Source organism: Streptomyces sp. DH24, assembly GCF_029813775.1.
GTDB lineage: Bacteria > Actinomycetota > Actinomycetes > Streptomycetales > Streptomycetaceae > Streptomyces.
This window is the reverse complement of the sequence record NZ_JARVKW010000037.1, coordinates 1-24,539: the sequence shown is the minus strand read 5'-3', so window position 1 is coordinate 24,539 and position 24,539 is coordinate 1. Positions and strand designations below refer to the sequence as shown.

Sequence of the window (24,539 nt, the reverse complement as noted above, 5' to 3'; positions counted from 1 at the left end):
GACGGGCAGGCGTACGGCGCCGGGCGGGCCGTGGCCCGTGGCGTCGGACGGGGTGCGGCGGCGTGTCATGAGCCGGTCCGTTCCCCGGTCGCGGAAGGCACCGGCGGCGCCGGGCGGCGCGACTGCCGGGCGCGGTGCGGCGGGACGTCGCGGTGGACGATCCGGCCGCGCAGCCAGTGCCAGGCGGCGGCCGGCGGGATGGCCGCGCTGGTCAGCAGCATGGTGAGGATCTCGTCGCGGGTGCGTGGCCCGGGCAGCACGCGGGCCGCGGCGAACTCGGCGGTGCCGGCCAGCCAGGCCGCCGCGCAGCACGCCGCCGGGCGTGGTCGGCGCAGCAGGGCGAGGGCCACGCCCGCAAGGCCTGCCGCCGTCACGGCCAGATGGGCGGGCAGGCGTCCGCGCGGCGCCCCGGCCCGGTGCCACCAGTCGGGGCCGTGCAGCCGTGTCATGAGGACGTCGTCGGCGTTGCCTGCCTGGACGCGGACGGAGGTCCAGCGTCCGGTGGGCCGCACGGGATGGGTCGTCGTCCGCCGGCCCCCGGTGAGGGTCCAGCCGGCGTCGAGGACGCGCAGTGCGAGGTCGGCGTCCTCCCGGAAGGCGCGGCGGAAGCGCTCGTCGAAGCCGCCGACGGACTCCAGTGCCCTACGGCGGTAGGCCATGTCGGCGGTGATCCAGCGGGCGGTGGCGAGCCCGGCGGTGTTGCGCTCCCAGTCGGTGGGCCGCCGGTCGGCGGGCAGCGGCACCTGAATGCGGGCGGTGATCCCGGCGACGCGGTCGGTGGCCCCGGCGAGGTCGAGGGCGAGGTCCTCGGCCCAGCCGGCGCCGGGCACGACGTCGTCGTCCAGGAAGACGAGCCACGGCACGTCGCCGGCGGCCCGCCACCCGGCGTTGCGGGCGGCGGCGGGACCGCGTGCCGCGCCGCGCACGACGGTGGTCCGGGGGCGCAGGGCCGGGGGCACGTGGGCGGTGACGGCGGGGCCGCCGGGGTCGGGACGGTCGTCGACGAGGACGACGCGTTCCGGACCCGGCCCGGCCGTCCGCGCGAGCGCGCGCAGACAGGCGCCGAGGCTGGGCCGGCCGAGCGTGGGGATCACCACGGCGTACCGGGGCGTGCCGTCGTGCCCGGTCATCGCGGGCCTCCGTCGTCGGTGCGGAAGAAGTCGCCGCGGCGGATGGCGTACGGGCCGATGGCCAGCAGGTCGACGGGCGAGGAGCCGAAGCACTCCAGCGCGTCGCGCGGGTCGTCCACCATGGGGCGGCCCGCCGTGTTGAGGCTGGTGTTGACGACGACGGGCAGCCCGGTGAGCCGCTCGAACTCGCCCAGCATGCGGGCGACGAGCGGTTCGCCCGCCGGGTCGACGGTCTGGATGCGGGCGGTGCCGTCGACGTGGACGACGGCGGGGATGCGGTCGCGCCAGGCCGGGGCCACGTCGTGCACGAACAGCATGTACGGGCTGGGCAGCGGGCCGTCGAAGATGTCGGCGGCGCGGTCGGCGAGCACCATCGGCGCGACGGGCCGGAACTGCTCGCGGCCCTTGACGTCGTTGAGGCGTTCCAGGTTGCCGGCGTGCCCGGGGTGGGCCAGCAGCGAGCGGTGTCCGAGGGCGCGCGGCCCGTACTCGGAGCGGCCCTGGAACCAGGCGACGATCGCGTTGTCGGCCAGGGCGCGTGCCACGGTGGCCGCGATGTCCGGCGGGCGTTCGAAGGGGACGGCTGCGGTCTTCAGCCAGGCGCCGAGTTCCGCGTCGGACCAGTCGCGGCCCAGGTCGGCGCCGGTCATCGGCTCCGGCTCGTCGCCGGTGGCGGCGGACAGCAGCAGGGCGCCGCCGAGGGCGGTTCCGGCGTCGCCGGCGGCGGGCTGCACCCACACCTTGCCGAAGGGGCCCTCGCGGGCGATGCGGGAGTTGGCGACGCAGTTGAGGGCGACGCCCCCGGCGAGGGTGAGCACGCTGTCGTGGGTACGGCCGTGCAGCCAGCGCGCCAGGTCGAGCAGCGTCTCCTCCAGGACGGCCTGCGCGCTGGCGGCGACGTCCGCGTGGGCCTGCGTCCACGGCTCGTCCGGGCCGCGCGGCGGGCACAGCTCGGGCCAGGGCACCCCGGTGGCGTGGAAGCCGCCGTCACCGGTCGGGTACACGTGGCGGCGCAGTTCGTCCAGCATCCGAGGGGCGCCGTGGGAGGCGAGCGCCATCACCTTGAACTCGTCGGAGGAGCGCAGGAATCCGAGGTGCTCGGTGAGTTCCTCGTAGACCAGGCCCAGGGAGTGCGGCAGTTCCTGGGAGTGCAGCGCCTCCACGCGGTCGCGGACCCGGCGGGCGGCGAGGTGGGAGGCGCGTTCGCCGCGGCCGTCCAGGACGAGGACGGAGGACTCCTCGGCGCCGGGCGCGGCGAACGCGCTCGACGCGGCGTGCGCCATGTGGTGCGGCACGAAGCGGACGATGCCGGGGTCCAGGCCGGGCAGCGCCGCCTTCAGGAAGCCGGGGGCCTCGCGCGCGTACGTCTGCCGCAGGTGGTCCCAGGGGTCGTCCAGCCCCATCTCCTGGGCGGGGCGGGCGAGCGACGGGTCGTACGAGTAGGTCACCGCGTCGAGGTCCTGCGGGCGCAGGCCGGCGCGTTTCAGGCACCAGGCGGCGGCCTTCTCCGGCAGTTCCCAGGCGGAGAACGGCACCGGCCGCTTGCCGTGCTTGCGCCGCGAGAAGCGCTCCTCCTCCGCGGCGGCGACGGTGCGTCCGTCGATGACGAGGGCGGCGGCGGGGTCGTGGAAGAGTGCGTTGATTCCGAGGATTCGCATGGGGTGGCCAGGCCTTTCGGCGGATCGGGACGGGGCCGCGCCGGCGCGGGCGGTCAGGCGTCGGCTGCGGGCCGGGCCGCGCCGTCGGCGTCGGCCTCGGCGCGGAACCAGGCGATCGTGCGGCGCAGGCCCTCCTCGGCCCTCACGCGCGGTTCCCAGCCGAGCTTGTCGCGGGCCAGCGTGATGTCCGGGCAGCGCACCGCCGGGTCGTCCACGGGGCGTTCGATGAAGCGGATGTCCGAGCCGGAGTCGCTGAGTTCGATGACGAGGCGGGCCAGGTCGAGCATGGTGATCTCGGCCGGGTTGCCGAGGTTGACCGGGCCGCGCATGCCGTGCGCGGCCGCCGCGAGGATGCCGGCCACGGTGTCGTCGACGTAGCACAGGGACCGGGTCTGGCGTCCGTCGCCGGTCACGGTGAGGGGTTCACCGGCGAGGGCCTGCCGTACGAACGTCGGCACGGCTCGACCGTCGTGGCCGCGCATCCGCGGGCCGTAGGTGTTGAACAGCCGCACGATGCAGGTGTCCGTGCCGTGCGTCTCGGCGTGCGCGGTGGTCAGCGCCTCGGCGAAGCGTTTCGCCTCGTCGTAGACGCTGCGCGGGCCGACCGGGTTGACGTTGCCCCAGTAGCGCTCGTCCTGCGGGTTCTGCTGCGGGTCGCCGTAGACCTCGGACGTCGAGGTCAGCAGGAAGCGGGCGGAGGACGTGTGGGCGAGTTCCAGGGCGTGGCGGGTGCCCAGGCTGCCGGTCTCCATGGTGTGCAGGGGCAGCCGCAGGTAGTCGGCCGGGGACGCGGGGGACGCCAGGTGCAGGACGACGTCGGGGGGCCTCTTGACGGGGATGCCCTCGGCGACGTTGGCGTGCACGAGGGTGAAGCCCGGCCGGTCGAGCAGGGGTGAGATGTTCTCGGCCCGGCCGGTGCTGAAGTCGTCCACGCAGGTGACTGCCGTGCCCGCGTCCAGCAGGGCGGCGCACAGGTGGGAGCCGAGGAAGCCGGCTCCCCCGGTGACGACGGCGTGCTTCCAACTCGGTGGGTTGGCGGTGGTCATGCGGTTCTCTCCTCCGTCGGCGTGGAGCCCGGCACGAGGGGTTCGCGGCCGGGTCGCCCTGTCTTCTCCGGAGGCCTTCGAGCCCCGCCTCAGCTTCCGTCGTCCGACGGTCCGGGGCACGGTCGCGTACGGCAATCGCGTGACTCACGGAGGGTGACGACCTCCGGGTGGCGGGTGTTTGCCCAGGTCACGGGGAGGGCGCGGGCGGGACGGCCCGACGACCGCTGCAGCCGTCGAGGGCGGGGCGCGCGTCGGCGATCCGCGCAGGGGATGGGGTGCGCGGCCCGGGCATCGGTGATCCGCTCAGGGAAACGGGGGGCGGCCCTCGGCGGTGCGGGCGCCCGGCCGGAGCGGTGCGGGCGCCCGGCCGGGGCCGGGGCGGGTGCCCGGCCGGGGCCGGGGGGGGTGCCCGGCCGGGGCAGGGGCGGGTGCCCGGCCGGGGCAGGGGCGGGGCGCCCACTCAGGCGGTGCGGTGCCTCACCGGGGCAGGGATGGGGCGCCGGTCAGGCGGTGCGGGTGCCCGGCGGGAGCGGTGCGGGGCGCTCGCGCGGGGGTGCGGGTGCCCGGCGAGGCGGGGCGGGCGCCCGGTCAGGCGATCAGCGTGCCCACCGCAGCAGGTGGGCGCCCGGTCAGGCGATCAGCGTGCGTCCGGGTTTCAGCCGGTCGAGGAGCTGGGGCTGGTGCAGTTCCGCGACGGGTGCCAGCAGGTCGGGGTGGCGCAGCAGCGCCGCCGCCCGCCGGTCCGACTCGTCGGGCGCGAGCAGCCTGCGGAAGTCCGCCGGGGCGCCGGTGGCACGGCCGGCCTCGGCGAGCGCGGTCACGGCGAGCGCCGCCAGGCCGGGGTCGCCGAGCAGACAGGCCGCCCAGCTCGCGACGACCTCGTCGACCCACGTCCGCCACGCGTGCTCGCCCGGTTCCCCCGTCGCCCCGTCGGCGCCCGTCACCCAGTCCAGCCGGGCGGAACCGCCAGGGCCCGCCATGGCGACGAGCGCGGCGTCCATGGGCGTCGGGTAGCGCAGGCACGCGGCGACCGTGACGGCCTGCCGCGCCTGCGCCTCGCACAGCGCCACAGCCAGCGCACCGCCGCCGGCGGGGAAGGCGCGGGTGAGCCACTGCGCGGTCGCGGCGACGACCGGGGAGAGTTCTGCGTGCACTGGCGGGCCGCCCGGACTGCTGGGGGAAAGGGGACAGTACGGCAGACGGTAGTGGGCGGCTCCGCCCGCACGATGTGAGCGGCGCCTCGCCCAGGACGTGGCTTCCCCCACACCGGCCCGGCCGCGGCGGCACCCGCACCTCCCCCACCGGGACGGCGACGCCCTGCCCCCCCCGGTCCGGATCGACGAGCACGGGAGGGGGGTGACCGGCCAAGGCCTACGGACCGACCACCCCTGACCCCCTGGCCGCCGATGGGCACCGCCCGCCCTGGCACTGGCCGCCGGCTTCGTACCGACCACCCCTGACCACCCGCCCGCCGACGGCACCGGCCGCCCCTGGCCGACGGCTTCGCGCCGACCACCCCTGACCACCTGCCCGCCGACGGCGCCCACCGACCTCGACCACCCGCCGCCGACCGCACACCGACCGCCCTCGCCCCCTTCCCGTCCCGCCGGCCGGACACCCACCGCCCCCGACCACCTGCCCGCCGACCGCCTGCCCCCCAACGGCGCCCCGCACGACGAAGGCCCGGCCCCTGGTCACAGGGGTCCGGGCCTTGCGGGTGACGTGTCGTCAGCCGCCGTCGAGGCGTGCGCGCAGCAGCTTCTTGCCCAGCTCGGCGCCCTTGCGGCTGTCCGCCTGGGCCTTGCGGAACAGGTCGGCGACCTCGGTGTCCTTGGCGCGCTCCGCGTCCTCGATGTAGCTCTCCAGGCGCAGCGCGTTGCTGAGGCACGCCTCCACGTACCAGATCAGGTTGTAGTCCTTGTCCTGCGTACCGGTCACGCCTCCGGTCTCGCCGCCACTGGTCATGCGGGCCTCCTCCATCTGCTTCGTGGTTGTCGTGCCGGGTCCCCGCGGGTGGGCGGACCCGTCGGCGCGGGCCGGGTACCCGGCCTCCCGCCGGGCACACAACCTCGTTCCCACCTGCCGGGAGATGGGCCGTCCCGGAAACAGAGACAGGCCGGAGGATGCGCAAGGAGGCCCCCGTTAACAGGGCGGGGCGGGTCGGTCACGGTGGGTGCGGGTGCGCGCAGCGGCAGCCGTGGTCGTTCGTCACGTCCGGCTCGCGGGAGATCCGGGAGATCTCGGTGGGGCCGCGCGGCCGACCGCGCGGGCGAGGAGGAGGGCCGCGGGGCGCGACCGGTCCCCCGTTCCGGTCGTGCCCCCGGCTCGATGAACCTACGTGCCGGGCGGAGGGGTTGTGAATCGCGTCGGTGCCCGCTGCACGCCCGTCGGCACTCAGCCGTGCACAAGTGAGTCCGGATGGCCCGTTTTCGTCCCGCCCAGTGCGGGCCGGTCGAGGTCGCCGACGGCGAGATGGGCGAGGACGACTTCGTACAGGTCGCCGCCGCCGGCGAGGAGTTGGTGCTCCAGGACGGGTTCCGCGCTGCGGACGTGTTCGCGCACGGTCTGCGCGTGGACGCCGAGGGTCTGCGCGGCCCGCTCGGCGTTGCCCCCGGCCGCGATCCAGGTGCGCAGGGTGCGGCGCAGGTTCCGGGCGTCGTCGTCCAGCTTGCCGAGCAGGTCCCGCGCCCAGCTGCGCACGGCGGGCGAGGCCAGCAGGTCGCCGAGCCGGGCGCCGTCCGCGTCGGGGGCAGCGCCGTCGGGGACGGTCTCGGTCAGGGCGATCTGAGTGTTCAGGGCGAGCTGCACGGTGGCGCGGACGGTGAGGTCGGTGAAGTCGATGCCCAGCAGGGCCTCCACGCGTTCCATGCGGGCGCGGACGGTGTTGCGGCTGACGCCGAGGATCCTGGCGGTGCTGACGGCCGTGAACTCCAGGCCCAGGCGTGTGGTGGCGAGGAGTTCGGCGCGGGTGTGGTGCGGCAGCGCGTCGAGCGGACGCAGGACGTGGTGCGTCCAGTCGCGCAGTGCGGCCGGGTCCATCAGCCGTTCCGGGTGGGTGCGTTCGGCGTAGACGGCCGTCTTGTCGGGCCGGAAGCGGGCCACGGCGAGGGCGCTGACGGCCTGTCCGTAGGCGGCGGCGGTGTTGGCGAGGCGCTGTCTGGCACTGCCGCCGAGGAAGGTGTCCGGGTGCCGGGCGACCAGGGAGCGCAGCGCGCCGCCGACGCTCTCGCGGGAGGTGACGACGATGACGTGCCCGTCCATGGCCGGACAGCGCACGACGAGCGCGTGCTCGCCCGTCACCTCCAGGCAGGCCGCGGCGAGCCGGTCGCGTTCCTCCGTGCAGCTCTCCACGACGTACACGCAGGCGGTTTCCGTGTCGAGCAGGCCGGGCCACAGGCCCGCGGCGACGCGGCGTGCCGAGACGGTGTCCTCGACCATCAGCAACTGGAGGATGGCCAGCCGCAGGTCGGACGTCGCGCGTTCCAGCCGGTGTCCGGCCGCGGTGGACTCGTGGGCCCGCAGCAGGACCTCGACCACCTGCGCGGTGTGCGTGACGATGTCGGAGGCCCGCCGGTCGAAGGGCTCCCGGCGCGAGACGGCGAGGACGGCGGCCCGGGCGGAGCCGGGTTGCTCCACCCGCACCAGGCGCATGTGGTCCCCCCGGTCCTCCCAGGCGGCGGAGGCGATGCGGCCGGTGACGATGTTCGCGACGAGTTTCTCGTCGAGGGTGAGCGGGGTGCCGGCGAGGAGAGCGCCGGTGTCGTCGCGCAGGCACACCGGACCGTCCACGGTCTCGGCGAGCCAGGCGAGGACCCTGCCGATGTCACGTCCGGTCGGACGCAGGTGTTCCAGCAGCTTCTCGGCCCACGGCGCGGGCGCGCCGTCCACCGCCGCCGTCGGTCGTCCGCCGTCCTCTCGGCCCGCCATGTCGGCCTTCTCCTCGTTCCTCGTCGGCCTCCCCCGGTCCGGACGTTACCTCACGGGTGGCCTGAACCGGACGTCGGCGAGGGCGGCAATGCGGGGGCCGACAGGCCCTCCACCGGCGCTTTTCGGCCAGGGACGGCGCCCCGTGACGGGTTTGACCGGCCGGCCCGGCACGGTCACGGACGCGGGCCCCGCAGTGCCACGGACGACGATCCGGGACGCCCGTCGGCCGGGGTTCGTCCGGCCTGCGCTGCCCCGGTCCGGCGAGGGGCATAAGCTCGGCGGATGGCGAAGTACTACGACGTGCACCCCGACAACCCGCAGCCGCGCACCATCGCCCAGGTCGCGGACGGCATCCGCTCCGACGCGCTCGTCGCGTACCCGACGGACTCCTGTTACGCGCTGGGCTGCCGGCTGGGCAGCCGTGACGGCATCGACCGGATCCGGACGATCCGTCAGCTGGACGACCGGCACCACTTCACCCTCGTGTGCCAGGACTTCGCGCAGCTCGGCCAGTTCGTGCGGATCGACAACGACGTGTTCCGCCTCATCAAGGCCTCCACGCCGGGCAGTTACACGTTCATCCTCCCGGCGACCCGGGAGGTGCCGCGCATGCTCCAGCACCCGAAGAAGAAGACGGTCGGCGTACGCATCCCCGACCACGTCGTGACGCAGGCGCTCCTCGCCGAACTGGGCGAACCGCTGCTGTCCAGCACGCTGTTGCTGCCCGGCGAGGACGAGCCGATGACGCAGGGCTGGGAGATCAAGGACCGGCTGGACCACGTACTGGACGCGGTGCTCGACTCCGGGGAGTGCGGCACCGAGCCGACGACGGTCGTGGACTTCTCCTCCGGGGAGGCCGAGATCGTCCGGCACGGGGCGGGAGACACCTCCCGCTTCGAGTGAGCCCCGGGCCAGGGAGGCGGGGGCAGGGGCGGGCGCCGCGGGCGGAGCTGCGCGTGTCACGATGGCCGTGATCCGGTCCCTCTCGCCGGGCCGGGTCCCGTGCCCCACCCCCCGCAGAGAGGCAGTCCAGGACATGACCGCCGTACAGGGCTCCGCCGTAGGGATTCCCACCGACGACGGCACCGCCGACGCGTATCTGGCCCACCCCGGTGACGGCGGACCGCACCCGGCGGTGCTGCTCTACATGGACGCCTTCGGGCTGCGTCCGCAGCTCAGGTCCATGGCCGACCGGCTGGCCGGGGCCGGGTACACGGTGCTGGTGCCCAACCTCTTCCACCGTCACGGGCCCGCCCCGGCCACCGAGTTGCCCGACTTCATCGATCCCGGGGCGCGTCCGGAGATCTTCGAGCGGCTCCGCCCGGTCATGGCGTCCCTCACGGCCGAGCTCGCCATGCGGGACGCCGGCGCCTACCTGCGGTGGCTGGCCGACTGCCCGGCGGCGGCCGACGGGCCGGTCGCGCTCACCGGGTACTGCATGGGCGCGCGGCTCGCCCTGCTGACCGCGGGCGCCTGTCCGGAGCGGGTCGCCGCGGCGGCCGGGTTCCACGGCGGGCAGCTCGCGCCGGACGCGCCCGACAGCCCGCACCTGGTCGCGCCCCGGATCACCGCCGAGCTGTACTTCGGGCACGCGGACGACGACCCGTCGCTGCCACCCGAGCAGATCGAGCGCCTGGAGAACGCCCTCACGGAGGCCGGCGTACGGCACCGCTGCGAGGTGTACGCCGGGGCGCGCCACGGCTTCACGCAGGCCGACACCGCCGCGTACGACCGGGACGGGGACGAGCGGCACTGGACGGCCCTGCTGGACCTGCTCAAGCGCACCTTCTGACGGCCTGCCGGAGCCCGCACGACGCGGCCCCGTGGGAGCGGCGCGTGTGGCGGCGGTGCGACGGGGCACTCGGCCTGCCGCGGAAGGAGGCCAGGACGTGCCTGACCAGCAACACGACAACCAGTACGACGACGCCGAGGCCCCCCTGAAGGGCTACGCGGCACTCGCGGGCACCTTCGTGGCCGGTGCCGCCCTGTTCACCGTGACCGCCTGGCGCCGGGGGCTGCGGCTGCCCGACCAGGTACCGCCGTGGGACGTCGCTCTGCTCGGCACGGCGACGTTCAAGGCGTCGCGCCTGCTGTCCAGGGACAAGGTGACCGGTTTCCTGCGGGCCCCGTTCACCCGCCGCGTGGGAGAGGGCGCCGGGAACGAGGTCACGGACGAGCCCCGCGGCAGTGAGGCGCGGCGTGCCGTCGGCGATCTGGTGACCTGCCCGTTCTGCGCGTCCGTGTGGGTGGCGGGCGCGCTGACCGGCACGTACGCCTGCGCGCCGCGGGCCGCGCGGCTGCTGGCGGCCGGGCTGACCGCCGTGACGATGGCGGACTGGCTCCAGTACGCCTGGACGCGCACGCAGGCCACCGCGGAGTGAGCGGCCGTGTCCGCCCGGCCGGAAAGGAGCGCGCTTGTCCCAGCCGCTGACGGCCGACGCCCGTGAGTAAGGCTGGTGGTGGGACGGAACGACCCAACTAGCAGCCCGCACGCCCCGCCCGAGGGCGGGGCGTCGGCAGGACAACGACGAGTGACCCGGCGCTCCGGCCCGGCCGCTCCGCCGGTCACCAGCGGCCGGGTTCGGTCCCGGTGACCGGCTCCGACGGCCTGCCGTCCGGGCCGACGGGCACGTCGCCGGCGAGCATCACCCGGTGCATGATGCGCGGGTGGTCGAGGTGGGCGGTGTCGCTCGGGGCCAGGTGGATGGTGGCCCGGTTGTCCCAGAAGGCGACGCTGCCGGGCTCCCAGCGGAACCTGACCGTGTACTCGGGGCGGGTCGCCTGCTCCAGCAGCATGTCCAGTACGGCGCGGCTCTCCGCGCGGGACAGGCCGGTGATCTGCTCGACGTAGTAGCCGTTGACGAACAGGACGCGCTCCCCCGTCTCCGGGTGGACGCGCACCAGCGGGTGCACCGAGGCGACCTGGTGGTCCAGGAGATGGCGGACGTACGCGTCGTCGCCGGGGCGGGGCTGGTAGCCGACGCCGAGCCGGTGCTCGGCCCGCAGCCCGTCGGCGAACTCCCGCACGGGCGCGGACAGTCCGGCGTAGGCGGCGGCCAGGTTGGACCAGGTGGTGTCGCCGCCGTAGGGCGGGACGGTCTCGGCGCGCAGGATGGTCGCGGCGGGCGGGTCGACGCGGGCGCCGTGGTCGCAGTGCCAGCCGCGCAGCAGGGTGTGGCGGCGGCGCCGCAGCCACTCGTCGTGCTCCATGCCGAACCGGCCGCCCAGCTCCAGCCGGTCGGCGGTCGTCTCGATCTCCGGGAAGTCGGCCGGGGACGCCGTGCCGCGCCGGGCGAGGACGACCGGTTCGCCGAACCGGCGCGCGAGGGCCACGTGTCCGGCGTGGTCCAGGCGCTGGTCCCGGAAGAACAGCACCTTCCATCGCAGCAGCGCCGCCCGGATCGCGGTGACCGCAGTGTCGTCGAGGTGCCCGGCCAGGTCGACGCCGGTGATCTCGGCCCCGATGTGCCCGGCGGCGGGTCTCACCTCGATGTGCGCGTCCGGCCGCTGGTGTTCGGCCACGGTGCTCCTGTCCGTCGTCATGCGGGCTCGCTTCCGTCGGTGGTCCGCCGGCTCCCCTCGGGCCGGTCTCCCATGATCGTGGCAGTGTCCGGCGGGCCTGGCGACAGGGCCTCGCCGCGCGCCCCGGCGGAACCCGCCCCCGCCTCCCATACTGGGTGTACGACGCAGTCAACGGGAAGGTCCCACCGTGCTCAGCATCCCGGCGCACACCCTCAACGACGGCACGACGATCCCCGCCCTGGGCCTCGGCACCTGGCCGCTGGACGACGACGGTGCGGAGCGGGCGGTGCTCTCCGGCCTGGAGAGCGGCTACCGCCTCCTCGACACGGCGACGAACTACCGCAACGAGACCGGCGTCGGCCGCGCGGTCGCCCGCAGCGGCGTGCCCCGCGAGGAGATCGTCGTGACGACGAAACTCCCGGGCCGGCACCACGGCTACGAGGAGACCATCGCCTCCTTCGAGGAGTCCCGCCGCCGCCTCGGCCTGGAGTACGTCGACCTGTACCTGATCCACTGGCCGCTGCCGCGCGTGGACAAGTACGTCGACTCGTGGCGGGCCATGGTCGAGCTCCGCGCGGAGGGCCTGGTGCGCTCGATCGGCGTCTCGAACTTCACGCCCGAGCACATCGACCGGCTGGAGCGCGAGACGGGGGTGCTGCCGTCCGTCAACCAGATCGAGCTGCACCCCCTGTTCCCGCAGGAGAAGCTGCGCGCCCACCACGCCGGCAAGGGCATCGTCACGGAGAGCTGGAGCCCGCTGGGCCGCGGGTCGGAGCTGCTGTCGGACCCCGCGCTCGTGGCGGTCGCCGGCGCCCACGGGGTCACGCCGGGCCAGGTCGTGCTGCGCTGGCACGTCCAGCTCGGGGCGCTGCCCATCCCGAAGTCGGCGAGCCCCGAGCGGCAGCGCGAGAACCTGGACGTGTTCGGCTTCGAGCTGACCGACGAGGAGATGCGGGCCGTGTCCGACCGTGCCCACCGGCGCCTGGGCGGGGACCCGGAGCGGCACGAGGAGTTCTGAGCCGGCCCGCGCCGGTGGTGCGCGTCGGACGGCGCGGGGTACCCGGCTCCCCGGCGGCCTCGCGGAGCGGGGCACCGGGAAGGGGCGGCAGGTGAGCGAGCGGGACCGGCTGCGGGACTACCACGGCAAGCGGGACTTCGGACGGACCGGCGAACCCGGGGGCGGGACCGGGGACGCGGCTGCGGACCGGCCCCGGTTCGTCGTGCAGATCCACGACGCGAGCACCCTGCACTTCGACTTCCGGCTCCAGGTCGGCGACGTCCTGAAGTCGTGGTCGGTCCCGAAGGGGCCGTCGGGGAATCCCTCGGACAAGCGGCTCGCCGTTCCGACCGAGGACCATCCGCTGGAGTACGAGGAGTTCGAGGGTGTGATCCCGCGCGGCGAGTACGGCGGCGGGGCCGTCATCGTCTGGGACCGCGGCACGTACGAGCCGCTGAGCCACGACCGGAAGGGCCGCCGCGTCGACTTCGGCGAGTCCCTGGAGCACGGTCACGCCAGGTTCCGTCTGAACGGCTCGAAGCTGCGCGGCGACTACGCCCTCACCCGCTTCCGCGGCGGAACGGGCTCCGCCGGCGAGGAGGAGGCGTGGCTGCTGGTGAAGACGGCGGGCGGCGGCACCTCCCGCGGAGCGGGCACACCGGACCCGCGCCGGGCGCGCTCGGTCCGCAGCGGCCGCACCCTGGCGCAGGTCACCGCGGACGGTGCCGGCGAATGAGCCGCGCCCGGTTCAGGACGCGGGTGACCGCCCCCGGTGGGCGCGCAGCGCGGCGAGGGCACGGTCCGCGTGGGTGTTCATGCGCAGTTCGCTGCGGACGACCTCCAGGACGGTGCGGTCCTGCGCGACGACGAAGGTGACGCGTTTGGTCGGCGCGAGGGAGAACCCCCGCTTCACGCCGAACCGTTCGCGGACCGCGCCGTCGGTGTCGGACAGCAGCGGCATGCCGAGGGTGTGCCGTCCGGCGAACTCCCGCTGCCGGTCGACGGGGTCGCCGCTGATGCCGACGGGCCGCGCGCCCGCCGCGGCGAACTCGGCGGCCAGGTCGCGGAAGTGGCAGGCCTCGGCCGTGCAGCCGGGGGTCATGGCGGCGGGGTAGAAGAACAGCACCACCGGTCCGTCGGCGAGGAGCCCGGACAGGGTGCGCGTCCGGCCCGTCTCGTCCGGCAGGGAGAAGTCCTCGACGGTGTCGCCGATCCGTACGGTGGCGGTCATCGCGCGTCCTCCGCGTTCCTGGCGACGGCACGGGCCCACAGCACGAGCGGCAGTTGCAGGGGCAGCCGTCCGACGGCCACGGCCTTCTGCGGCGCGGGGCGATGCCGCCAGTCGGCGGCCATCTTCACGTTCGCCGGGAAGACGCCCACGAAGAACGCGGCCGTGGCCAGCGCCGCCCTGCGCCGGGTGCTGGGCAGGGCCACCCCGGCGGCGAGGGCGAGTTCGGCGGCGCCGCTGACGTACGTCCAGGTCCTGGGCGAACCGGGCAGGGCGCGCGGCACGATCGCGTCGAACTGGCGCGGTGACGCGAAGTGGGCGGCGCCCGCGGCGGCCAGCAGACCGGCGAGCAGCAGGGGCGAGCGTTCGGACCGTGGCACGGTGCCTCCTCTGACGACCTGCCGCCGGAGCTTACTGGACGGTAACCGAGCGGTGCGGGCGGGGTCGGCCGGCACCCTGCCGTGACCGGCGCCGACGCGGCCCTTCCGGCGTGCGCGCTCGCGTTCGCGCCGGGGGCGCGCGCCGCCGCGCCGTCGGCGGCGGTCCCGGAGCGCACGGCGGACGCCCGGTCGGCGGGCCGGGGACCGGGGCAGCGGGACGGCATCCGGGCGCGCCGTCCCGCGACGGGTCCGGGCCGTTCAGGGGAACCTCCCGGCCGACGCGCGTGACGGAGCCCGCCCGCGTCGACAACTCACCCGTGACCCTGCCGCTGATCCCGCCCATGCTCGCCACGCCCGGTACGCTGCCGCCCGCCGCGCAGGACGCGCGCTGGGCCTACGAGACCAAGCAGGACGGCCAGCGCGTCGTGATCTATCTCCCGGGCGACGGAAGCCTGGTGCTGCGGGCCCGCTCGGGCCTGGAGATCACGGGCGCCTATCCGGAACTCGGGCCGCTGGGGGACGCCCTGGGCGCCACGCCCGCGGTGCTGGACGGGGAGGTCCTGGCCCTCGACGAACAGGGCCGCGCGGACTTCCAGTTGCTCCAGTCCCGCATGGGCCTGGCGCACGCCCCGGCCAGGGCGGCCCGGCTCGCCGCCCGCACGCCCGTGCATCTGGTGCTGTTCGACGTGATGCATCTGGGAGGGCGGTCCCTGCTGCGGCTCCCCTACACGCGGCGCCGCGCCGCACTGGACAGGCTCGCCCTGCGGGGCCCGCACTGGTCGACCCCGGCCGCGCTCGTCGGGCACGGCGAGCAGGCCCTGCGGGCCACCCGGGAGCACGGCCTGGAGGGGCTGGTGTGCAAGCGGCTGGACTCGGTGTACGAGCCGGGCGTGCGCTCCCGCGCCTGGCTGAAGATCCGCAACATGCGCAGCGAGGACGTCCTGGTCGGCGGCTGGCTGCCCGGCAAGGGCCGGTTGACGGGTCTGCCGGGCGCGGTGCTGGTCGGCCAGCGGGCCGCCGGGCGGCTGCGCTACGTCGGCGGGGTGGGCACCGGCTGGAGCGAGGCCGAGCGGGTCCGGCTCGCCGGGCTGCTGCGGGCGGCGGCGACCGACGTGTGCCCCTTCGACCCGGTGCCGCACGTGCCCGGCGCCCGCTGGGTGGTGCCGCGTCTGGTCGGCGAGGTCCGTTACAGCACCCGCACCCGGGAGGGCATGCTGCGCCAGCCGTCCTGGCTGCGGCTGCGTCCGGACCTGGCACCGGAGGAGGCCGCGGCCGACATCCCGGACGACCTGGTGTGAGACGCCGCCGAACGTCCGTCCGGCCGCCAACTATTGGGCTGTGCTTCACCGTCGGGACGCCTGCGCCCTCTTGGCATGGACCTGCTCGACCGGGATGCTGAACTCCGTTTCCCCCCACAGCCGTTCGGCTGCGCCCGGAACCAGGAGGAGGACGCAGTGTCGTCGAGCACGTCCCGTACCCACCGCAGGAGATGGCTCACCGGTCTGGCCGGTGCCGCCGCCCTCGTCATCGCCTTCCCCGCCACCGCGTTCGCGGCCCCGCCGCCGGCCCTGCCGGCCAACGCCGAGCCGGCGGAGCGGACGTACCAGCCCGCCTTCGACTACGACACCGACGGCTGCTACGCGACGCCGGCCATCGGCCCGGACGGGGCCGTCAACGGCGGTCTGAACCCCACGGGCGCGCTGAACGGCAACTGCCGGGACGCCTCCGACCTGGACAACACCAACAGCTACTCGCGCTACAAGTGCAACAACGGCTGGTGCGCCTACCTGTACGGCCTGTACTTCGAGAAGGACCAGGCCGTGGCGGGCAGCAGCATCGGCGGGCACCGGCACGACTGGGAGCACGTCGTGGTGTGGGTGCAGAACGGCACCGTGCAGTACGTGTCGACGTCGAACCACGGCTCGTTCACCGTGCACGCGCGTTCGCAGGTCCGCTTCGACGGCACGCACGCGAAGATCGTCTACCACAAGGACGGCATCAGCACGCACTGCTTCCGTCTCGCGGGCAGCAACGACGAGCCGCCGGAGAACCACAAGGGCACCTGGCAGTACCCGCCGCTGGTCGGCTGGAACGGCTACCCGGCCGGCATCCGCGAAAAGCTGACGTCGTACGACTTCGGCAGCGCCCACTTCGGCCTGAAGGACGGCAGCTTCGCCTCCCACCTGGCCTCGGCGAAGCCCTCGGGGATCCCCTTCGACCCGAACGCATGACGCGGCCCGCTCCCCGGTTCCGGCGGGCAACGCCGCGCCGGAACCGGGGGGTTGGCTCATTGGGCGTGCCGCATGCGGACCACCGTCTAGGGTGGTCCGCATGCCCGCTCCCGAAACGATCCGCATCGTCTCCCGCGACTCGCCGATGGCACTGGCCCAGGTGGCGCGCGTGCAGGCCGAGTTGACCGCCCTGCGCCCCGGCGTGCGCACCGAGGTCGTGCCCGTGAAGACCACCGGGGACAAGTGGCTGGGCGACCTGTCCCTGGTGGAGGGCAAGGGCGCGTTCACGAAGGAGGTCGACGCCGCGCTGCTGGCCGGTGCGGCCGATCTCGCCGTGCACTGCGTGAAGGACGTGCCGGCCGACCGGCCGCTGCCGGCGGGCACCGTGTTCGCCGCGTTCCTCAAGCGCGACGACATCCGCGACGCGCTCGTCCATCCGGGCGGACTCGCTCTGGACGAACTCCCGCCCGGCACCCGCGTCGGCACCTCCTCGGTGCGCCGCGTCGCCCAACTGGCCGCCACCCACCCGCATCTGCGGTGCGTGCCGTTCCGCGGCAACGCCAACCGCCGGCTGGCGAAGCTCGCCGCCGGCGAGGCGGACGCGCTGCTGCTCGCGGTGTCCGGCCTGGAGCGCATCGGCCGCACCGACGTGATCAGCGAGGTGCTGTCCCCGGAGACGATGATGCCGCCGATCGGCGCGGGCATCCTGGCCCTGCAGTGCCGCGAGGGGGACATCGAACTCATCGACACGGTCAGCGCCCTCGGCGATCCGGACACGCACCGGGAGGCCACGGCCGAGCGGATGTTCCTGCACGTGCTCCAGGGCCACTGCAACAGCCCGATCGCCGGCTACGCGCGCGTGGACCGCGGCGGGGAACTGTCGCTGCGGGCGTGCGTGTTCACCCCTGACGGCAAGACGCGGCTGAACGCCCACGAGTGGGCCGGCCGACTGGATCCGGCCACCCTCGGCACGTCGGTCGCCGTGGCCCTGCTGCGGCAGGGTGCCCGCGAGATCATCGACGGCATCCCGCACGACTGAGCGCACCGGGCCGGGCCCGCGGGGCACCGCGTCAGGCGGTGCCCTCCTCGGCCTGGTCCCGCAGGAAGCTGCTCACCTGGTGGGCGATGCTGTCCCGGACCGCCCCGTGGTGGGTGCCGGCGCCCTCTTCCCGGAGCCCGATGCCGCCGGTCCACAGCCGGCGCTCGCACCACTCCTCGTCCACGCGCAACTGCACCTGGACGTCCACCTGGCTCAGGGCCGCCTCGGGTCCCGCCGCGAACAGCACGGCGGTGGCACGGCGCAGCGGATAGACGTCGAAGCCCTCGACGAACTGCGAGTTGCGCCAGTCGATGAACGCGCTCTCGCCGTCCGGCCCGAGACGCACATCGATCTGGCCGTCCTCGAGATGGATTCCGAAACGGCGCTCGCCGCGGTTCTCGACGGTCACGCGAACACTGAAGTACGTCATTCCCTCGGCGGCGTCGTCCCGTCCTCGCGGCGGCTCGGCCTGCTCAAGGCGGTGGACGCGGACCCGCAGACCGGCATGCTCGTCGTACTCCTGCCAGTCCCCGACCACGTTCGGCTCGTACACAGTGCACCCTCTCGACCTCTGGACGCTGCTTCCTATCTGTGCGCTCAGTGCACTGTCAAATGAGCGGAATGCGCTGTGGCCAGGTAATTCAGCCGTTTTGATCGCTGATCAAGCCGTGCGCAGGAACAATCCGCCGAGGGCCCGCCGGGCGTCCGCCGGCGGCGTGCCGCACATCACGTTCCCCGTCTCGGACCGCGAGCGGCCCGGCATCGAACACGCGGACGAACGGAGCGGCGGCCGACCGCGCCCGCACGGACCCCCGGATTTTCACTCCATGAATTCCTTCGATTTCTCCTCGTGCACCTTTGCGCAGTATTTGTTAAAGGCCGTGGGAGCGGCCGTCGGCGCATTCCGGGAATTGTTTCGGATCGGCCGCCGGGGGGAATGTGCTTTTCAGTGCTTCGGACCGGAGGCATGTTCGTGGGAGCCGCCCGCCGGGGCCCCGGATGTCCTTCGTGGGTCCGAACCGAGCCTCCCCCCGGTGTCTGTCCATCGAGCACCTGCTCTGGGAGGTGCGCACCATGCCCGTCGCGAGCAGAAGGAAACCGCACCCGCACGACGACGCCCCGGACACCACGGAGGCGTTCGAGCGGCTCGCGCGGCTGCCCGAGGGACCGGAGCGCAAGGCGCTCCGCGACGAACTCGTCCAGCTCTGGCTTCCGATGGCCGAGCGCATCGCCGTCCGCTTCCGCGGTCGCGGCGAGACCCTGGAGGATCTGTATCAGGTGGCCGCCCTCGGCCTGGTGAAGGCGGTCGACCACTACGACCCGGCCCGCGGCAACGCCTTCGAGGCGTACGCCGTGCCGACCGTCACCGGTGAGATCAAGCGGCACTTCCGCGATCACATGTGGACCCTGCACGTGCCCCGGCGCGTCCAGGACCTGCGCAATCGCGTCCGGCAGGCCGCGAAGGAACTCTCGCAGACGACACCCGGACGGCCGCCCACGGTCGCCGAGATCGCGGAGCTGGCGCACCTGAGCGAGGACGAGGTGCGCACCGGCATGGAGGCCATCGACTGCTTCACCGCGCTGTCCCTGGAGGCGGAGATGCCCGGCACCGAGGGGTACGCCCTCGGTGACGCGCTCGGTGGATTGGACACGGCGTTCGACACCATCGTGGACCGGGTGGCGGCCAAGCCCTGTCTCGAGGCTCTCCCGGAACGCGAGCGGACCATCCTCTACCTGCGCTTCTTCGGCGGCATGACGCAGAGCTGCATCGCGCAGCAGCTCGGCATCTCGCAGATGCACGTCTCCCGGCTGCTCAGCGGCTGCTTCGCCCGGCTGCGCGAGGAACTCCTCGCCGAGGTCCGCTGACCCGGCGCACGGACCCGCCCCCGCCCCGGGTCCGCGCGCCGCAGCGCCCCGGCCGGCTCAGGGCGGGGGCGGTACGCCGGGAATCTCCGTGGGGCCGTAGCGGTCCAGGGCCTCTTCCAACGCGGCCCGGATCTCCGGCGGCATGACGCCGCTGCGTCCCCAGACGAGGATCATTTCCGCGACGGTGCGGAGCTTGACGTTCGTGTGCTGGGAAACGTCCTTCAGTACCGCCCATCCCTGGTCCGGTGTCACCCGGCCGAGCGCGACGACCATCCCGATCGCCTGGTCGACGACGGCGTGCGAGACGACCGCCTCTTTCAGCTGCTGGACTTCCTCCTGCAGCTCGAAGATCCGCTCCGAGCCCCCGTCCGTGGGCATGGTCACCTCCGGGTCCGGTGTGTCGCTCCGCCCCAGCCTTGGGGTGCTGCTCCGATTTCCTCCATCGTCGCCACTCGGCCCGCACGGTGCCACCCGGTGCCGCTGCCCGTTTCACAGACGTCTGCGGGGTACTCGGCAGGCGCCGGCAGCGGCCCCGGCCTCGACACCGGTGCGGTCCCGGTGGCTGCCGGCCCACGACACCAGGACGCGACAGCCATGAACCACGACAGCACACCCGCCACCGGTACGACCCACGTCGTCTCCACCCATTCCGTCTTCGGCGCCCCCTGCTGGGTGAGCCTGACCAGCCGCGACCTGCGGACCACGGAGGAGTTCTACGGAGCCGTGCTGGGCTGGCAGTGGCGCCAGGGCAAGCTCGGCGAACGCTTCCGCATCGCGCTGTCGGACGGCGCGCCGGTCGCCGGGATCGCCGCGATCGCCTCGATGTGGCACATGGCGGTGGCCTGGACGCCGTACTTCGCCGTGCCCAGCGCGGACGAGGCCGTGTCGCGGGTGCAGGAACGCGGCGGCACCGCGGCCGTCGGTCCCCTCTCCTTCCCGCCGGGCCGCGCCGCGCTGCTGGCCGACCGCGACGGCGCGACGTTCGGGATCTGGGAGGGCAAGCTGTTCAGCGACTGGGAGACCTGGCGCCGGGCGGCACCGGCGTTCATCAGACTCCACACCCGCGACGCCTTCGACTCCGCCATCTTCTACGGCGAGGTCCTCGACTGGGCCTCCGACAAGCCCGGCTGCTGCGAGGTCCACTACGAGGGCGACGAGGTCGTCCTGCGCAGCCGGGGCGACATCGTGGCGCGCATCGAGTCGGGCACCCTGGACGAGGCGCCCGACCCGGCGATCCGGCCGCACTGGCAGGTCCACTTCGCGGTGTCCGACGTGGCGGCCTGCGCGCGCACGGCCGAGCTGCACGGCGGCAGCGTGCTGACCAAGGGCGCCGACGAGGCGGTGCTGCGCGACCCCGACGGCGCCCAGTTCACGGTCACGTCGCGCAGTCGGCGCTGACCCCGCTCATCGGCCCGCGGACGGGCGCGACAGCAGCACCAGGCTGCGCGCCGCCACGGTCATGTCCGTGCCGGCCTTGTGCTCGGCCTCGTCCGGCGGGCCCTGCGGCACGGCGGTGTCGATCAGCGTCGTCCACCGCTCGCCGTAGCGCACGTCCGGCAGCCGGAAGTCGACCGGCTCCCAGTGGCTGTTGAGCAGCAGCAGGAAGGAGTCGTCCACGACGGGCCTGCCGCACGGGTCGGGTTCGGCGATGGCGTCGCCGTTGAGGAAGACACCGACCGAGTGGGCGTCGGGGCGCTGCCAGTCCTCGTCGCTCATCTCGCTCGCGTCCGGCAGCAGCCACACCAGGTCGGGCAGCGGCTGTCCCTTGCGGGTGGCCGTCTCGCCGTGGAAGAAGCGCCGCCTGCGCAGCACGGGGTGGGCGGCGCGCAGCCCGATGACGTGGCGGGCGAAGTCGAGCAGCTCGCGCTGTTCGTCGGCCAGGCGCCAGTCGATCCAGGAGATCTCGTTGTCCTGGCAGTAGGCGTTGTTGTTGCCGCGCTGGGTACGGCCGAGCTCGTCGCCGTGGGAGAGCATCGGGATGCCCTGGGACAGCAGCAGCGTGGCGAGGAAGTTGCGCTGCTGGCGGCCGCGCAGCTCCAGCACCGCCGGGTCCTTCGTCTCGCCCTCGGCGCCGCAGTTCCAGGACCGGTTGTCGTTCTCGCCGTCCCGGTTGCCCTCGCCGTTCGCCTCGTTGTGCTTGTCGTTGTACGACACGAGGTCGCGCAGCGTGAACCCGTCGTGGGCGGTGACGAAGTTGACGCTGGCGCGCGGCCGGCGCCTGCTGTGCGCGTACAGGTCGGAGGAGCCGGTCAGCCGCGAGGCGAACTCGCCCAGCGTGTGCTCCTCGCCGCGCCAGAAGTCCCGTACGGCGTCGCGGTACTTGCCGTTCCACTCCGACCACAGCGGCGGGAAGTTGCCCACCTGGTAGCCGCCCTCGCCCACGTCCCACGGCTCGGCGATCAGCTTGACGCGGCTGATCACCGGGTCCTGCTGGATCAGGTCGAAGAACGCCGACAGCCGGTCCACCTCGTGGAACTGCCGGGCCAGGGTGGCCGCGAGGTCGAAGCGGAAGCCGTCGACGTGCATCTCGGTGACCCAGTAGCGCAGCGAGTCCATGATCAGCTGGAGCACGTAGGGGTGGCGCATCAGCAGGCTGTTGCCGGTGCCGGTGGTGTCGTAGTAGTGCTGCCAGTCGCCGTCCACGAGCCGGTAGTAGGAGGCGTTGTCGATGCCGCGGAACGACAGGGTGGGGCCCTTCTCGTTGCCCTCGGCGGTGTGGTTGTAGACCACGTCGAGGATCACCTCGAGGCCGGCGGCGTGCAGCGTCTTGACCATCGACTTGAACTCGGTGACCTGCTGGCCCCGGGTGCCGTGCGCGGCGTAGGCGTTGTGCGGGGCGAAGAAGCCGATGGTGTTGTAGCCCCAGTAGTTGGCCAGGCCGCGGCCCTGGAGCACGCCGTCCTGCACGAACTGGTGGACCGGCATCAGTTCCACCGCGGTCACGCCGAGCGAGGTCAGGTGCGCCAGGACCGCCGGGTGCGCGAGGCCCGCGTAGGTGCCGCGCAGCTCGGGCGGGACCTCGGGGTGGGTGCGGGTGAGGCCCTTGACGTGCGCCTCGTAGATCACGGTGTCCGCGTACGGCCGGCGGGGCGGGCGGTCCTCGCCCCAGTCGAAGAACGGGTCGGTGACGACGCCGAGCATGCCGTGCCCGGCGCTGTCGGCCGGGGCGGGTCCGTCCGGCTCCCGCTCGTACAGCGACGCGTCGTTGTCGATCTGTCCGTCCACGGCGCGGGCGTAGGGGTCGAGGAGCAGCTTCGCGGGGTTGCAGCGGTGGCCGACGGAGGGCTGCCACGGTCCGTGGACCCGGAAGCCGTAGCGCTGCCCCGGGCCGACGCCGGGCAGGTAGCCGTGCCAGACGAAGCCGTCGACCTCGGTCAGCGGCACGGCGGTGTGCCGTCCGGCGTCGTCGACCAGGACCAGTTCGACCCGCTCGGCGACCTCGCTGAACAGGGCGAAGTTGGTGCCCTGTCCGTCGTACGCGGCGCCCAGCGGGTAGGGGTACCCGCTCCACACGGGCACCCCTTTCGCGGTTCCTCGCGCGGTCACCGCGCCTCCTCCAGCACGGGCTCGGGAGTGCCGGCGTTGCTCGCCAGTACGGCCACGGCGGGCTCGCGGGGAATGTCGAGGCCGTCGCGGAGGGTCGGCGCGGGCGCCTTGGGCACCAGCGGCACGCGCTGGCCGGCGCGGGCCCGCTGCGAGAACCAGATGATCTTGCTGCCGGTGTCGGTGGCACAGCAGCCCCAGCCGTCGCTCATGGCGGCGATACGGGTCAGGCAGCCGCGCAGCTCCTGGTCGGGGCGCAGCTCGTGGTCGTTCTCCCCGATCGCCGTGATGAGGTGCTGGCCGTTCCACCACATCTCGATCGACGTGTTCTTGTCGGTGGCGTACTCGTCGATGGCCTTCAGCAGCATCTCGGCGCCGTTGCAGACGGGCTCGACGAGATCCTCCAGGTCCCAGAACCTCAGGTGCGCGGCCAGAATGCGCCTGACCTGTCCGACCCGTTCGGGGCTGACTTCCACGTCGAGGTGGTAGTAGCAGGGCACTGCGGTCTTCATCGTCGTTGGCTCCTCACCGCGAAAGCTCTCGTTCTCCTCGCCCCTGCGGGACGGGCCCCGTACACAGAACGTGAGCGGTGATCGCTTCTGAGTAACCTCCACAGTGAGGGCACTACGCCATTCGTGCAACACGAGCGACTCCTGTGGCGGTTGAAGATCCAACAAGACGTAGAGTCCCCGCGCCTGCACTATGAGTGAAAGCCTCGATCGCCGTAACGGAACCGTGCCGCTGTGCGCACGGACGCCGGCCCGACCGTCGGGACACGCGCCGACCGAGACCCCCCGAAAGGTGAACGGTGCCATGCTGCTACCCGCCAAAGCCGAAGTCGCCCGGCATTTGCGGCAGTACCGGGCATGGGAACGCGCGATGCTGGCGTCCCCCACCGACCGCGCCGTACGGGCCACGTTCGAGGACGCGGGCTACACCCTGTGCGTGCTGATGGGGAAGCGCTGCGCGCGTGAGGCCGCGGACGCGGCGGAACGCTATCTGCGCTCGGCGCTCGGCTCGTATCTGCGCGAGCAAAGCGAGCGGCCGGCGAGGGGCGCCGTCGTCAGGCGGGGACCTCCGGCGTCGGACCGGCGTTTCCCTGCCGGGACATAACACAACTTTCCGGCACAGTGTGATCCAAGGCCGGGCCAAGGGGCCCGGCTTCTACACGATTTCGAGCTCGGCGGAGGTGAACCGATGCGCACCACTTCGGCCATCGGCCGGATCCCGGTACGCGATGTCCGGCCGGCCGTGGACTGCGGCAGGCGTCCGGCCAAAGCGGTCGTGGGAGAGACGTTCGAGGTCACCGCCACCGTGTTCCGTGAGGGTCATGACGCGGTCGCGGCGAACGTCGTGCTCACCGATCCGGACGGCCGGCACGGGCCGTGGACCCCGATGCGCGAGCTGGAGCCGGGGTCGGACCGCTGGGGTGCCGAGGCGACGCCGGACGCGGTGGGCCTGTGGACGTACCGGGTGGAGGCGTGGAGCGATCCGGTGACGACCTGGCGCCGGATCGCCGGGGTAAAGGTTCCTGCGGGCATCGACACGGGCCTTGTCCTGGAGGAGGGCGGCGACCTCTACGCGCGGGCGGCGCGCGGTGTTCCCAAGGACGCCGGGCGTGCCGTGGTGATGGCGGCGGCGCGGACGCTGCGCGACGACTCGCTGCCGCCCGAGGAGCGGCTGGCCGCGGCGCTGACGCCGGAGGTCGAGGCGGTGCTGTCCCGGCATCCGCTGCGGCAGCTGGTCACCGCTTCCACGCGGCTGCCGTTGCTGGTGGAGCGGGAGCGGGCGCTGTTCGGTTCCTGGTACGAGTTCTTCCCCCGGTCGGAGGGCACGCCCCAGCAACCGCACGGCACGTTCCGCACCGCGGCCCGCCGGCTGCCGGCGATCGCGGCGATGGGGTTCGACGTGGTCTACCTGCCCCCGATCCATCCGATCGGCACCACGTTCCGCAAGGGCCGCAACAACACCC

The 24,539-nt window shown here is 73.8% G+C and carries 25 protein-coding genes; 12 read left to right on the top strand and 13 right to left on the bottom strand.

Going from position 1 to position 24,539, the window contains the following annotated elements; genetic code table 11:
• Positions 1-65: 65 nt before the first annotated feature.
• The 6 genes from QC282_RS25315 to QC282_RS25290 form a co-directional block, all read right to left on the bottom strand.
• Positions 66-1,130, bottom strand: a complete 1,065-nt coding sequence (locus QC282_RS25315) for a glycosyltransferase family 2 protein (protein ID WP_279551866.1) — start codon at positions 1,128-1,130, stop codon at positions 66-68.
• Positions 1,127-2,788: a carbamoyltransferase C-terminal domain-containing protein gene (locus tag QC282_RS25310; protein WP_279551865.1), complete on the bottom strand. Its 1,662-nt coding sequence runs from the start codon at positions 2,786-2,788 to the stop codon at positions 1,127-1,129. Before QC282_RS25310 ends, QC282_RS25315 begins: the two co-directional genes overlap by 4 nt.
• A 53-nt stretch (positions 2,789-2,841) precedes the next feature.
• Positions 2,842-3,834, bottom strand: a complete 993-nt coding sequence (locus tag QC282_RS25305; protein ID WP_279551864.1) for an NAD-dependent epimerase/dehydratase family protein — start codon at positions 3,832-3,834, stop codon at positions 2,842-2,844.
• 629 nt (positions 3,835-4,463) lie between these two features.
• Entirely contained in the window at positions 4,464-4,988 is a 525-nt protein-coding gene (locus QC282_RS25300; RefSeq protein WP_279551863.1) for a hypothetical protein, read from the bottom strand.
• Between the two features lie 574 nt (positions 4,989-5,562).
• On the bottom strand, positions 5,563-5,799 hold the full coding sequence (locus QC282_RS25295; protein ID WP_279551862.1) for a hypothetical protein: 237 nt from the start codon (positions 5,797-5,799) through the stop codon (positions 5,563-5,565).
• Positions 5,800-6,228: 429 nt separating this feature from the next.
• The gene (locus QC282_RS25290) at positions 6,229-7,761 is read right to left on the bottom strand and encodes a helix-turn-helix domain-containing protein (protein WP_279551861.1); all 1,533 of its coding nucleotides are present in this window, start codon (positions 7,759-7,761) and stop codon (positions 6,229-6,231) included.
• A 282-nt stretch (positions 7,762-8,043) separates the two neighbouring features.
• Between QC282_RS25290 and QC282_RS25285 the strand changes: the two genes are divergently transcribed.
• From QC282_RS25285 to QC282_RS25275, 3 genes are all read left to right on the top strand, one after another.
• A complete protein-coding gene (locus QC282_RS25285) occupies positions 8,044-8,664 on the top strand; it encodes an L-threonylcarbamoyladenylate synthase (protein ID WP_279551860.1) in 621 nt (206 codons plus the stop codon).
• A 133-nt stretch (positions 8,665-8,797) separates the two neighbouring features.
• Positions 8,798-9,553 (top strand): dienelactone hydrolase family protein, encoded by a 756-nt coding sequence (locus QC282_RS25280; protein ID WP_279551859.1) that lies wholly within the window; start codon positions 8,798-8,800, stop codon positions 9,551-9,553.
• 97 nt (positions 9,554-9,650) lie between these two features.
• On the top strand, positions 9,651-10,142 hold the full coding sequence (locus tag QC282_RS25275; RefSeq protein ID WP_279551858.1) for a DUF1360 domain-containing protein: 492 nt from the start codon (positions 9,651-9,653) through the stop codon (positions 10,140-10,142).
• A 184-nt stretch (positions 10,143-10,326) separates the two neighbouring features.
• On the opposite strand, the gene QC282_RS25270 is transcribed toward QC282_RS25275, so the two are convergent.
• Positions 10,327-11,304 (bottom strand): TauD/TfdA family dioxygenase, encoded by a 978-nt coding sequence (locus tag QC282_RS25270; protein WP_279551857.1) that lies wholly within the window; start codon positions 11,302-11,304, stop codon positions 10,327-10,329.
• Positions 11,305-11,470: 166 nt separating this feature from the next.
• On the opposite strand from QC282_RS25270, the gene QC282_RS25265 reads away from it, so the two are divergent.
• Complete coding sequence (locus QC282_RS25265; RefSeq protein WP_279551856.1) at positions 11,471-12,301, top strand: aldo/keto reductase; 831 nt, start codon at positions 11,471-11,473, stop codon at positions 12,299-12,301.
• Between the two features lie 91 nt (positions 12,302-12,392).
• Positions 12,393-13,016, top strand: a complete 624-nt coding sequence (locus QC282_RS25260) for a DNA polymerase ligase N-terminal domain-containing protein (protein WP_279551855.1) — start codon at positions 12,393-12,395, stop codon at positions 13,014-13,016.
• Between the two features lie 12 nt (positions 13,017-13,028).
• Here QC282_RS25260 and QC282_RS25255 read toward each other — a convergent pair whose 3' ends face one another.
• Positions 13,029-13,511 carry a peroxiredoxin gene (locus tag QC282_RS25255; RefSeq protein ID WP_279551854.1) on the bottom strand — a complete coding sequence of 161 codons (483 nt, stop codon included), beginning with the start codon at positions 13,509-13,511 and terminating at the stop codon, positions 13,029-13,031.
• Positions 13,508-13,888 carry a hypothetical protein gene (locus tag QC282_RS25250; protein WP_279551853.1) on the bottom strand — a complete coding sequence of 127 codons (381 nt, stop codon included), beginning with the start codon at positions 13,886-13,888 and terminating at the stop codon, positions 13,508-13,510. Before QC282_RS25250 ends, QC282_RS25255 begins: the two co-directional genes overlap by 4 nt.
• A 317-nt stretch (positions 13,889-14,205) precedes the next feature.
• Between QC282_RS25250 and QC282_RS25245 the strand changes: the two genes are divergently transcribed.
• The 3 genes from QC282_RS25245 to hemC all read left to right on the top strand — a co-directional run bounded on the left by QC282_RS25245 (position 14,206) and on the right by hemC (position 17,158).
• Positions 14,206-15,186, top strand: coding sequence for an ATP-dependent DNA ligase (locus QC282_RS25245; RefSeq protein ID WP_279551905.1), 981 nt, complete (start codon positions 14,206-14,208; stop codon positions 15,184-15,186).
• Between the two features lie 156 nt (positions 15,187-15,342).
• On the top strand, positions 15,343-16,119 hold the full coding sequence (locus QC282_RS25240; protein WP_279551852.1) for an NPP1 family protein: 777 nt from the start codon (positions 15,343-15,345) through the stop codon (positions 16,117-16,119).
• 100 nt (positions 16,120-16,219) lie between these two features.
• The gene (hemC, locus tag QC282_RS25235) at positions 16,220-17,158 is read left to right on the top strand and encodes a hydroxymethylbilane synthase (RefSeq protein ID WP_279551851.1); all 939 of its coding nucleotides are present in this window, start codon (positions 16,220-16,222) and stop codon (positions 17,156-17,158) included.
• A 31-nt stretch (positions 17,159-17,189) separates the two neighbouring features.
• On the opposite strand, the gene QC282_RS25230 is transcribed toward hemC, so the two are convergent.
• Positions 17,190-17,711: a hypothetical protein gene (locus QC282_RS25230; protein ID WP_279551850.1), complete on the bottom strand. Its 522-nt coding sequence runs from the start codon at positions 17,709-17,711 to the stop codon at positions 17,190-17,192.
• A gap of 521 nt (positions 17,712-18,232) precedes the next feature.
• Here QC282_RS25230 and QC282_RS25225 point away from each other — a divergent pair.
• The gene (locus QC282_RS25225) at positions 18,233-19,024 is read left to right on the top strand and encodes an RNA polymerase sigma factor SigF (protein ID WP_279551904.1); all 792 of its coding nucleotides are present in this window, start codon (positions 18,233-18,235) and stop codon (positions 19,022-19,024) included.
• 57 nt (positions 19,025-19,081) lie between these two features.
• On the opposite strand, the gene QC282_RS25220 is transcribed toward QC282_RS25225, so the two are convergent.
• Complete coding sequence (locus QC282_RS25220) at positions 19,082-19,402, bottom strand: ANTAR domain-containing protein (protein ID WP_279551849.1); 321 nt, start codon at positions 19,400-19,402, stop codon at positions 19,082-19,084.
• Positions 19,403-19,618: 216 nt separating this feature from the next.
• On the opposite strand from QC282_RS25220, the gene QC282_RS25215 reads away from it, so the two are divergent.
• The gene (locus QC282_RS25215) at positions 19,619-20,422 is read left to right on the top strand and encodes a VOC family protein (protein ID WP_279551848.1); all 804 of its coding nucleotides are present in this window, start codon (positions 19,619-19,621) and stop codon (positions 20,420-20,422) included.
• Positions 20,423-20,428: 6 nt separating this feature from the next.
• Here QC282_RS25215 and glgX read toward each other — a convergent pair whose 3' ends face one another.
• Together glgX and QC282_RS25205 are read right to left on the bottom strand one after the other, a co-directional pair.
• Entirely contained in the window at positions 20,429-22,570 is a 2,142-nt protein-coding gene (gene glgX / locus QC282_RS25210; protein ID WP_279551847.1) for a glycogen debranching protein GlgX, read from the bottom strand.
• Positions 22,567-23,079 (bottom strand): pep a2, encoded by a 513-nt coding sequence (locus tag QC282_RS25205; RefSeq protein ID WP_279551846.1) that lies wholly within the window; start codon positions 23,077-23,079, stop codon positions 22,567-22,569. The genes glgX and QC282_RS25205 overlap by 4 nt, the downstream gene beginning before the upstream one ends.
• 301 nt (positions 23,080-23,380) lie before the next feature.
• Here QC282_RS25205 and QC282_RS25200 point away from each other — a divergent pair, with 301 nt between their 5' ends.
• Together QC282_RS25200 and QC282_RS25195 are read left to right on the top strand one after the other, a co-directional pair.
• Positions 23,381-23,680 carry a DUF5133 domain-containing protein gene (locus QC282_RS25200; RefSeq protein ID WP_279551845.1) on the top strand — a complete coding sequence of 100 codons (300 nt, stop codon included), beginning with the start codon at positions 23,381-23,383 and terminating at the stop codon, positions 23,678-23,680.
• Positions 23,681-23,764: 84 nt separating this feature from the next.
• Positions 23,765-24,539: maltotransferase domain-containing protein (locus QC282_RS25195; RefSeq protein WP_279551844.1), on the top strand; the 775-nt coding region annotated here is incomplete at its 3' end.

What these genes read in the sequence shown, in the direction of transcription:
- QC282_RS25315 (WP_279551866.1), bottom strand. Translation starts at nt 1,130, where the DNA reads ATGACCGGGCACGACGGCACGCCCCGGTACGCCGTGGTGATCCCCACG.
- QC282_RS25310 (WP_279551865.1), bottom strand. Translation starts at nt 2,788, where the DNA reads ATGCGAATCCTCGGAATCAACGCACTCTTCCACGACCCCGCCGCCGCC.
- QC282_RS25305 (WP_279551864.1), bottom strand. Translation starts at nt 3,834, where the DNA reads ATGACCACCGCCAACCCACCGAGTTGGAAGCACGCCGTCGTCACCGGG.
- QC282_RS25295 (WP_279551862.1), bottom strand. Translation starts at nt 5,799, where the DNA reads ATGACCAGTGGCGGCGAGACCGGAGGCGTGACCGGTACGCAGGACAAG.
- QC282_RS25290 (WP_279551861.1), bottom strand. Translation starts at nt 7,761, where the DNA reads ATGGCGGGCCGAGAGGACGGCGGACGACCGACGGCGGCGGTGGACGGC.
- QC282_RS25285 (WP_279551860.1), top strand. Translation starts at nt 8,044, where the DNA reads ATGGCGAAGTACTACGACGTGCACCCCGACAACCCGCAGCCGCGCACC.
- QC282_RS25280 (WP_279551859.1), top strand. Translation starts at nt 8,798, where the DNA reads ATGACCGCCGTACAGGGCTCCGCCGTAGGGATTCCCACCGACGACGGC.
- QC282_RS25270 (WP_279551857.1), bottom strand. Translation starts at nt 11,304, where the DNA reads ATGACGACGGACAGGAGCACCGTGGCCGAACACCAGCGGCCGGACGCG.
- QC282_RS25255 (WP_279551854.1), bottom strand. Translation starts at nt 13,511, where the DNA reads ATGACCGCCACCGTACGGATCGGCGACACCGTCGAGGACTTCTCCCTG.
- hemC (WP_279551851.1), top strand. Translation starts at nt 16,220, where the DNA reads ATGCCCGCTCCCGAAACGATCCGCATCGTCTCCCGCGACTCGCCGATG.
- QC282_RS25225 (WP_279551904.1), top strand. Translation starts at nt 18,233, where the DNA reads ATGCCCGTCGCGAGCAGAAGGAAACCGCACCCGCACGACGACGCCCCG.
- QC282_RS25220 (WP_279551849.1), bottom strand. Translation starts at nt 19,402, where the DNA reads ATGCCCACGGACGGGGGCTCGGAGCGGATCTTCGAGCTGCAGGAGGAA.
- QC282_RS25215 (WP_279551848.1), top strand. Translation starts at nt 19,619, where the DNA reads ATGAACCACGACAGCACACCCGCCACCGGTACGACCCACGTCGTCTCC.
- QC282_RS25205 (WP_279551846.1), bottom strand. Translation starts at nt 23,079, where the DNA reads ATGAAGACCGCAGTGCCCTGCTACTACCACCTCGACGTGGAAGTCAGC.
- QC282_RS25200 (WP_279551845.1), top strand. Translation starts at nt 23,381, where the DNA reads ATGCTGCTACCCGCCAAAGCCGAAGTCGCCCGGCATTTGCGGCAGTAC.